Annotated in this window: 10 protein-coding genes; 4 read left to right on the forward strand and 6 right to left on the reverse strand. The window is 68.3% G+C overall.

The window, feature by feature from the left end:
• Positions 1-97 precede the first annotated feature (97 nt).
• Positions 98-1,132 carry an aldo/keto reductase gene (locus tag UK23_RS47130; RefSeq protein ID WP_045318398.1) on the forward strand — a complete coding sequence of 345 codons (1,035 nt, stop codon included), beginning with the start codon at positions 98-100 and terminating at the stop codon, positions 1,130-1,132.
• A gap of 1 nt (position 1,133) precedes the next feature.
• Here UK23_RS47130 and UK23_RS47135 read toward each other — a convergent pair whose 3' ends face one another.
• Genes UK23_RS47135 through UK23_RS47145 form a run of 3 tightly spaced genes read right to left on the reverse strand, consistent with a single transcriptional unit; the run spans position 1,134 to position 4,296 of the window.
• Positions 1,134-2,255 carry a hypothetical protein gene (locus tag UK23_RS47135; RefSeq protein ID WP_231115006.1) on the reverse strand — a complete coding sequence of 374 codons (1,122 nt, stop codon included), beginning with the start codon at positions 2,253-2,255 and terminating at the stop codon, positions 1,134-1,136.
• Positions 2,252-3,766: an alkaline phosphatase D family protein gene (locus UK23_RS47140; RefSeq protein WP_045318392.1), complete on the reverse strand. Its 1,515-nt coding sequence runs from the start codon at positions 3,764-3,766 to the stop codon at positions 2,252-2,254. The genes UK23_RS47135 and UK23_RS47140 overlap by 4 nt, the downstream gene beginning before the upstream one ends.
• An 11-nt stretch (positions 3,767-3,777) precedes the next feature.
• Positions 3,778-4,296 carry an FAD-dependent oxidoreductase gene (locus UK23_RS47145; RefSeq protein ID WP_045318393.1) on the reverse strand — a complete coding sequence of 173 codons (519 nt, stop codon included), beginning with the start codon at positions 4,294-4,296 and terminating at the stop codon, positions 3,778-3,780.
• Between the two features lie 66 nt (positions 4,297-4,362).
• On the opposite strand from UK23_RS47145, the gene UK23_RS47150 reads away from it, so the two are divergent.
• The gene (locus tag UK23_RS47150; protein ID WP_045318394.1) at positions 4,363-4,833 is read left to right on the forward strand and encodes a GbsR/MarR family transcriptional regulator; all 471 of its coding nucleotides are present in this window, start codon (positions 4,363-4,365) and stop codon (positions 4,831-4,833) included.
• On the opposite strand, the gene UK23_RS47155 is transcribed toward UK23_RS47150, so the two are convergent.
• Positions 4,769-5,320, reverse strand: a complete 552-nt coding sequence (locus UK23_RS47155) for a TetR/AcrR family transcriptional regulator (RefSeq protein WP_045318395.1) — start codon at positions 5,318-5,320, stop codon at positions 4,769-4,771. The two genes, UK23_RS47150 and UK23_RS47155, sit on opposite strands and share 65 nt — an antisense overlap.
• A gap of 111 nt (positions 5,321-5,431) precedes the next feature.
• On the opposite strand from UK23_RS47155, the gene UK23_RS47160 reads away from it, so the two are divergent.
• Positions 5,432-6,382, forward strand: a complete 951-nt coding sequence (locus UK23_RS47160; protein ID WP_045318396.1) for an SDR family NAD(P)-dependent oxidoreductase — start codon at positions 5,432-5,434, stop codon at positions 6,380-6,382.
• 59 nt (positions 6,383-6,441) lie between these two features.
• Here UK23_RS47160 and UK23_RS54900 read toward each other — a convergent pair whose 3' ends face one another.
• A complete protein-coding gene (locus tag UK23_RS54900; protein WP_330770658.1) occupies positions 6,442-6,579 on the reverse strand; it encodes a hypothetical protein in 138 nt (45 codons plus the stop codon).
• Between UK23_RS54900 and UK23_RS47165 the strand changes: the two genes are divergently transcribed.
• Entirely contained in the window at positions 6,572-7,273 is a 702-nt protein-coding gene (locus UK23_RS47165) for an SDR family NAD(P)-dependent oxidoreductase (RefSeq protein ID WP_330770659.1), read from the forward strand. The two genes, UK23_RS54900 and UK23_RS47165, sit on opposite strands and share 8 nt — an antisense overlap.
• Before the next feature lie 17 nt (positions 7,274-7,290).
• Here UK23_RS47165 and UK23_RS47170 read toward each other — a convergent pair.
• Positions 7,291-8,414, reverse strand: a 1,124-nt coding sequence (locus UK23_RS47170) for an undecaprenyl-diphosphate phosphatase (protein WP_045318397.1), incomplete at its 5' end; no start/stop codon positions are given.

Genomic DNA, 8,414 nt, shown 5'->3' on the forward strand with positions numbered 1-8,414 from the left:
GACCCCACCCGGAGCGCACGTGAAAAGCCAAAGACGCCTCGGCTTCGGCATCGCTTGACCTAGAGGCGGCTCTAGTTCGTAGGTTTTGCGCATGACGATGCGTTATCGCGTACTTGGGGGAACCGGTATCGAGGTCAGTCACCACTGCCTCGGCGCCATGATGTTCGGCGATGTCGCCAACAAGGACCACGACGAGGGCGTGCGGATCATCCATCGCGCTCTGGAAGCGGGTATCAACTTCGTCGACACCGCCGACATGTACTCGGCCGGGGAGTCGGAGGTGATCGTCGGCAAGGCGTTGCAAGGCCGGCGGGATGATGTCGTGCTGGCCACGAAGGTGCATTTCCCGCTGGGTGAGGGCCGTAATCGCAGCGGTAACTCGCGCCGGTACGTCGTGCGGGCCGTCGAGGACAGTTTGCGGCGCCTGGGTACGGACTGGATCGACCTGTACCAGGTGCACCGGCCGGACTACTCGACGGACATCGAGGAGACGCTCTCGGTGCTCACGGATTTGGTGCGGGACGGGAAGATCCGGGCGTTCGGGTGCTCGACGTTCCCGGCCGAGGAGATCGTTGAGGCGTACCACGTGGCGATGAATCGTGGGCTGATGCGGTTCCGGACCGAGCAGCCGCCGTACTCGATGCTGGCGCGCGGGATCGAACGCTCGGTGCTGCCGGTGGCGCAGCGGCTTGGCATGGGTGTGCTGGTGTGGAGTCCGTTGGCGAGCGGGTTCCTGTCGGGCAAGCATCGGAGGGGTGCGGCGGCGGAGGCGTTCCGGGCGACGTTGACGCCGGACCGGTTCGACGAGTCGTTGGCCAGGAACGCGGCGAAGTTCGATGCGGTCGAGGAGTTCGCGAAGCTCGCGGATGAGATGGGGGTGTCGTTGCCCGCGTTGGCGATCGCGTTCGTGACCACGCATCCTGGCGTGACGTCCGCGATCACCGGGCCGCGCACCATGGAGCACCTGGAGTCGTTGCTGGAGGGGGCTGACCTGGTGTTGACGGACGACGTGCTGGACCGGATCGATGAGATCGTGCCGCCCGGTACGGACACGTACGACGTGCACGGGTTTTGGAAGCCCGCGTCGCTGCTGGAGATCCACCAGCGACGCAGGCCCCTGGATCAGCGCTGACCTACCACTGCTGGGTGGTCAGGCCGGTGCCGAGGTAGATCTGGTCGAAACCGTTGCCGTCGTTGTCGTCCGTGTAGACGACGGTGATGCGGCCCCACGGGTCGACGCCCGCGGCGGGTTCGTCCTGCCTGCCGGTGGCGTTGGAGACCGTGAGCCGGCGTGGAGGTCGGCCGGTCGTGGTGCCGTCGGGGTTGTAGACCTGCGTGTAGACGTCCAGAGCCTCGGCCGTGGTCACCGCGACGCCCAGTTGGTCGTCGATGCCGATCTGCGGGTCGGTGCCGGTGGTGCTGGCGACGGCGCCGCGTGGGGCACCGGCGGCGGTGAAGGACTGGGTTTTCACGCCGGACTGTTCCCAGGCGACTGCGAAGTCGCCGTTGAAGTTGGCCGCCACGGCGGGGTGCTTTCCTTGCCCCGTTGTGGTTTGCGCCTGCTTGACGCCGCCGGACGGGGTGAGGATCTTGCGGGCGATGTTCGCGTCCGCCTCCCACGCGACGATGGCGTTGCCTGCCGCGCCCATGGCGACCTGGGGCTTGGCGTGGGTGCCGCCCGCGTTGCTGACCTGGGCCTCGTAGGTCTTGGACGAGATCGACGCGAACCCGCTGACGCGCACGGTGGGTGCTGCGGTGCCCTGCTGGTCCTCCCAGGTGACCGCGAAGCCGCCGGTGTCCGGATCGGCTGCGACGCTGGGGAAGTGCTGCTGGCCGTCGGCGCCGGCGTTGGCCGTGCCGGAGCCGGAGACGGTGCCGGCGGTTGACACGGAGCGGACCGCGATGTTGTAGAAGCCGTTGCCGTCCGGGTCTTCCGACCACACGACGACGGCGGTGCCGTCCTCGTGCAGCGAGACGTCGGGTTGCCAGTGGCGCCAGTTGCCGGTGCCGCCGGTGCTGAGCTTCTTCTCGTAGAGGGAGGTGCCCTCCTGGTAGAGGCGGATCCAGATGTCGGAGTGGATCGGGTCCTCGGGGGCGGTGGTGTCGCGGTCGTCCTCCCACACGACGGCCGTGTAACCGTTGCGGGTGGCGGAGACGGACGCGTTGTCCTGGTCGCCGGTCGAGTCGGTGTTGACCGTGGACCACGTCATCGGGGCGGGTGCGAGGAGCAGCGAGGCGATCAGGAGTGTCTTCACGGCGCCTGCAATCCGGGGTTGGTGGCCTCCACGACGTAGCTGCCGACCGTCTTGACCGGGTAGTCGCGGACGGTGACCTTGTCGACGTAGCGGAAGTCGACCCGCATCTCGGTCGCGTTCGTGCGGGTGCTGACGTAGCCGCGCAGGTTCTTGAAGTACTTCACGTGCGGGTTGAGCGTCGGGTTGAGGCCGTTGTCGGCCGCGTTGCCGTCGCCGCCGGACGTGATCGACGTGGTGACGAGCTCGGTGCCGATGATCCGGTTCTGGGTCCCGTAGTTCTGCATGAGGTTCGCGGCCCAGCTGCGGTGCACGTCGCCGGTCAGCACGACGGTGCCCTTGTTGCCGCTGGCGTCCCACGCGTTCTGGACGCGGGTGCGGTTGGCGGTGTAGCCGTCCCACGCGTCCATGCTCTTCGAACCGTCCGCGGCGGCGAGGCGTTGGGCGAAGAACACCTGCTGGCCCAGGAAGTCCCAGGTGCCGAGCTTCTGGCGGAGGCCGTCGATCAGCCAGGTTTCCTGCGAGGTGCCGGTGAGCGTGCGGGCCGGGTCGTCGGCGGCCGGGCAGACCTTGGTGCCGTCGCCGCACGCCTGGTCGTCGCGGTACTGGCGGGTGTCGAGCAGGTGGAAGGTGGCGAGGCTGCCCCAGCGGACCCTGCGGTGCAGCAACATGTTCTCGGCCGTTGGGGCCTGGGCTGAGCGCAGTGGCATGTGCTCGTAGTACGCCTTGTACGCGGCTGCTCGGCGGGCCTTGAAGTCACCGGCCGGGCTGCTGTCGTTCCGGACGAGGCCGGCGTAGTTGTTCTCTACTTCGTGATCGTCCCAGACGACGAGCCAGGGCGCGGTGGCGTGCGCGGCCTGCAGGTCCGGGTCGGTCTTGTACTGGGCGTGGCGGACGCGGTAGTTGGCGAGCGTGCTGATCTCCGCTGCCGGGGCGAACTTGCGGACGCGCGTGGTGGTGGCGGCGCCTTCGTAGATGTAGTCGCCGAGGTGCAGGATCAGGTCGGGGTGTTCCTCGGCCATCCGGCGGTAGGCCGTGAAGTAACCCTCCTCGAAGTGGCTGCACGAGGCGAAGAGCATGCTCAGCTCGGGTTGGGTGCCGACGGCCGGTGCGGTGAGGGCGCGGCCCGCGGGGGAGATGTGGCCGCCGGTGCGGAAGCGGTACCAGTACTCGCGGCCGGGTTCGAGGCCGGTGAGGGTGACGTGCACGGAGTGGACGCTTGCCTGCTGCGTCGTGAAGGTGCCGGTGCGGGCGAGAGACGTGAAGCGCTCGTCGGTGGAGACCTGCCATTCGACGGCCGTGTTGGTGTTCGGCATGCCGCCGAGACCGTCGGCGTTGAGGGGGTTGGGGGCGAGGCGGGTCCAGATCACGAACCCGTCGGCGGCCGGTTCGCCCGATGCGACGCCGAGGGTGAAGGGGTAGCCGATCGCGTTGGCCAGCTTGGGAACCAGTACGCCGGCACTCGCTCCCGCGAGGCCGCCCACGATGAAGGTGCGTCTCCGTAACGTGGTCATGACCCGCAGGCTTACCGAACGCGGGTAAAGGCCCGCCTAACGGTGTGCGGCTTCAAAGTGGTTTCCCACCAAGAGAATGCGGCGTAGTCGTCCGGGTAGATGTCGAAGGCGTCCGCGAGCAGCTCGGCGGCGCACAGCGGGATCTCGGTGTCCTGGACTGCCTTGTAGAGCAGGGCGACGTGGTTGCGGGACCAGGATTCCAGGCGCAGGCCGGGTAATCGGTCCGCTTCGCAGCACGGTTGGGCGCACACGACGATGTCGAACCACTCGTCCTCGTGGTCGTCGAAGGCGACCGTGACGCCGAAGCGGTCCGGCTGGAGCGAGGTGACGGTGCTGTGGCGGGTTTCGTAGTAGAGCGGGTACGGCAGGGCTGCGAGGCGTTTCGCTGCCTGCAGGTCCGGGCCTTTGAGCGGCACAGGGTCGTGGTGTTTGCCGTGGTCGATGAGCACGACTTCCCACGTGCTGCGGGTCAGTCTGAGCGCGGTCGCGAGGCCCGCGATCCCGGCGCCTACGACGAGTGCTGTGGCCATTGCCAGCCCCTTCCCCCTAGGATTGAGGCTAGCGAACGTTCAGAAATTTCTGAAGGCTGGAGTGGTGTGACCGGCGAGACAGCACGCAGGGAAGCGGCCGAGCACCTGGCGCTGACGCTGGTCGGTGCAGGGATGCAGCGGATGGGGGCGCGCGCGTTGGCGGCGTTCCTGTTCTCCGACAAGGAGTCGCTGACCGCGGGGGATCTCGCCGACGAACTGGGTGTGAGTGCCGGATCGGTGTCCGGGGCGGTCAAGATGATCGTGCAGATGGGGCTGATCGAGCGGATCCACGTGGCGGGCAGCCGGCGTGAGCACTTCCGGATGCGCGACAACGCCTGGACCACGCTGTACTCGCGGCAGCACTCAGTGGTCGACGACGTGCTGACCGCCGTGGAGAAGGGGGTCGAGGCGGTCGGCCCCGGTCTCGCGCTGGAGCGGCTCGCCTACATGCGGGACTTCTACACGTTCCTGCTCAACGAGGCGCCGATGCTGGTGGAGCGGTTCGAGCAGCAGCGCCGTGGCGGATCCCGTCCATGATCAGGTCCAGCATCCGCTTCGCCTGAGCCGGGTCGCCGTTCTGCGCGACGCCGATCAACAGGGTCATCACGTCCATCGGCTCGGCCTGCGCGCCCATCGCGGTCAGCAGTGTCTCGACGGCGGCCGTCATCTTGGCGCGGCTGTGCTCGAACGGGTTGATGCCCAGCGCGATCACGGCCTGCAGCGCGTCCTTGAGGTCCTGCTTCGTGGCGATGTAGGCGATGAAGAGGTTCATCCACTCGCGTAGCGCGGCTTCCGGCTCGTTCGTCTCCAGCAGTTCGGGGGCGGCGGCGCAGAGCTTGTCGAGCTCGGTGCGGTAGACGGCCTCGATCAGGGCCTCGCGGGTGGGGAAGTGCCGGTAGAGCGTGCCGATGCCAACGCCCGCCTTCTTGGCGATGGCGCCCAGTGTCACGTCCTTCTCGTGGGTGAAGGCGTCCAGCGCCACCTCGAGCAGCACCCCGCGGTTGCGGACAGCGTCAGCACGCACTTCTTCATCACTCCACTGGGTAACTTGCTAAACGGAGGACCCTCCGGTTACTGTGGAACTCGAACCGGAGGAACCTCCGTTTCAGTGTACGACACAGGTTGGGGATTTCAGATGAGCGAGCGCATCACCACCCCGTTCGGCTTCGAGACGACTGCTCTCGAGGTCGTCGAGGGCGTCGACCTCTCCGGCCGTCGCGCCGTGGTCACCGGTGGAGCGTCCGGCATCGGCGTCGAGACCGTGCGGGCTCTTGCCGCCGCGGGCGCCGAGGTCACCATCGCGGCGCGCAACGTCGAGGCGGGCCGGCAGGTCGCGTCCGAGCTGTCCGCGTCCACGGGCAACAAGCAGATCTTCGTCGCTCCGCTGGAGCTGACCTCGCAGGACTCCGTGAAGGCCTTCGTCGCCTCGTGGGACGGCCCGCTGCACCTGCTGATCAACAACGCGGGTGTCATGGCCACCCCGCTGACCCGCACGCCGGAGGGCTGGGAGCTCCAGTTCGCCACGAACCACTTCGGCCACTTCACCCTGACGCTCGGCCTCTTCGACTCGCTGCGCGCCGAGGGCGCCCGCGTCGTGAACGTCAGCTCGGCCGGCCACCTCGCGAGCCCGGTCGTGTTCGAGGACATCCACTTCGAGCGCCGCGAGTACGACCGCTGGCAGGCGTACGGCCAGTCCAAGACGGCAAATGTTCTGTTCGGTGTGGAGGCAGGTCAGCGCTGGGCCTCCGAGGGCATCACGATGAACGCCTTGATGCCCGGCGGCATTCTGACGGCCTTGCAGCGCCACATCACGCCCGAGCAGCTGCAGGAGCGCATCAAGCTGCGCGGCGGAGGCAAGCCGTTGCAGCTCAAGACGCCAGAACAGGGCGCCGCCACCACCCTCGTGCTCGCCGTCTCGCCACTCGTCGAGGGCCGCTCGGGCCTCTACTTCGAGGACTGCAACGAGGCCCTGCCCAACGAGCCCGGCATGACCGACGGCCTCGCGGCCTACGCCCACGACCCGGAAGCCGCCGCCCAGCTGTGGAAGGTCTCCGAGGAAACGCTCAAGATCGGGGAAACCGCGTGATCACCACCCCCTACGGCTTCGACACGACCGCTCTCGACGTGGTGGACGGCGTCGACCTCTCAGGCCGCCGCGCCATCGTCACCGGTGGCGCCTCGGGCATCGGCGTGGAAACCGTCCGCGCCCTCGCCACCGCGGGCGCGGAGGTGACCATCGCGGCCCGCGACGTCGACGCGGCCCAGCAAGATCTCGGTGGGCAAGCTCGACCTGGCCTCCCAGGCCTCCGTCAAAGCCTTCGCCCGCAACTGGGACGGCCCGCTGCACCTGCTGATCAACAACGCAGGTGTCATGGCCACCCCGCTCACCCGCACGCCGGAGGGCTGGGAGCTCCAGTTCGCCACCAACCACTTCGGCCACTTCACCCTCACCCAGGGCCTCTTCAACTCCCTGCGAGCCGAAGGCGCCCGCGTGGTCAACGTCAGCTCCTCCGCCCACCGCATGGGCGCCGTCGAGTTCGACGACATCCACTACGACCACCGCCCCTACGACCGCTGGCAGGCCTACGGCCAATCCAAAACGGCGAACATCCTCTTCGGCATCGAGGCAGGCCGCCGCTGGTCCTCCGAGGGCATCACCATGAACGCCCTCATGCCCGGCAGCATCGCCACCAACCTCCAGCGCCACCTGACCCCCGAAGAACTCCAGGAGCGCATCCGCCAATCCGGCGGCACCGCCACCCGCCGCGTGAAAACCCCGGAGCAAGGCGCCGCCACCACCCTCGTAGTGGCCACCACGCCCCTCCTGGCCGACATCTCCGGCAAGTACTTCGAGGACTGCAACGAGGCCGCCCCGGCCACCGCCGACACGCCCCTCCGAGGCGTCGCCCCCTACGCCCAGGACCCAGAGGCGGCAGCCCAGCTCTGGAAGGTCTCCGAGGCAACCCTCGGCTTCTGACCGGTGGTGGCGGCGAGTCAGGTGGCCGAGATGACGCCGGTGGTGAGTGCCGCACACACGACACCGGCAAGCAGCAGTAAATAGATGACGAACGGGTAGAAGGAGCGGCGCCGTACGTACCAGAAGAGCCAAGCGACCGTGGCATAGGAGATCGCGAACGCGAGCAGAACGACGACGAGCATCTGGGTCGTGGTCGGTCCTGCACTCGTCCTGCTGAAGGACCAGTCGTCGCGCAGGAAGTACAGCTGGACCGACAGCGTGGAGACGAGCTCGAATAGCAGCGCGAGCCTGAGAGCGGCCAAGCGGGTGAAGCCGAGCGCCAGGCCCGCAGCAAGAGCGGCCCCCATCGGCGACAAACCCTGCAGGAACCAGGCTGCGAGGCCGGCAGCGCAGATCACGGCGCCGTCCCGCGCGGTGAAGCCGGACATCTCGCGCCGGTGGCTACCAAGCCTCTGCGCAAGGCCGAGGACGATCGCGGTCACCGCGAGACCCACGGCGATGCCCCAGAGGTTGGACGGGAGGCGGAGCGACGACGTGATCACGGTCCAGACCACGGTCGCACCGGCGCCGAGGACGAGGAACCAACGGAGCCGAGCGTCAGTAGAGACCCCGCCCCGGCACAACGGATCGCCTGCCTCAGCACGGACCGCCCGCCGCACGTCGTCCGCCAGGTAGGCGAACGCAGCCGCCGTGGCCGCGAAGTTGATCGCGGGCAGCAGGACCGTCCGGCCTCCCTGGTTCAGCTGAAGCAGTTGTTCCGTCAGGGTCAGGTGCGCATGGATCGACACGGGGAGGTTCCAGGTCAGCCCTTGCATCAGGGCGACGGGCCAGAGGTCGCCCCACGGCCTGCCCTGCCAACTCGCCGACGACCAGACCAACGCCGCCAGCACGGTGCACCCAGCCGCGCACGCCGCTGCCGCGAACCGCCAGATCCGTCGACGGCGCGGCGAACCAGCCCGGGCCAGCACGACCGCCGCCTCGGCAACCTGGACCTCCGCGCTTGTCGTGCCTGGCGCCGCGTGGGTCTCGTCTAGTGCGGTGGGAGTGTCGGTGTTGCCGGTCGCCTGTGCCGGTGCCGTGGCGATCTCGTCGTCCTGGGCGGCTGGGACCGGCGCAACGGGCACCTGGACCTTCGTGCCTG

The sequence above is a fragment of the Lentzea aerocolonigenes genome (genome assembly GCF_000955955.1).
GTDB classification, from domain to species: Bacteria; Actinomycetota; Actinomycetes; order Mycobacteriales; family Pseudonocardiaceae; genus Lentzea; species Lentzea aerocolonigenes_A.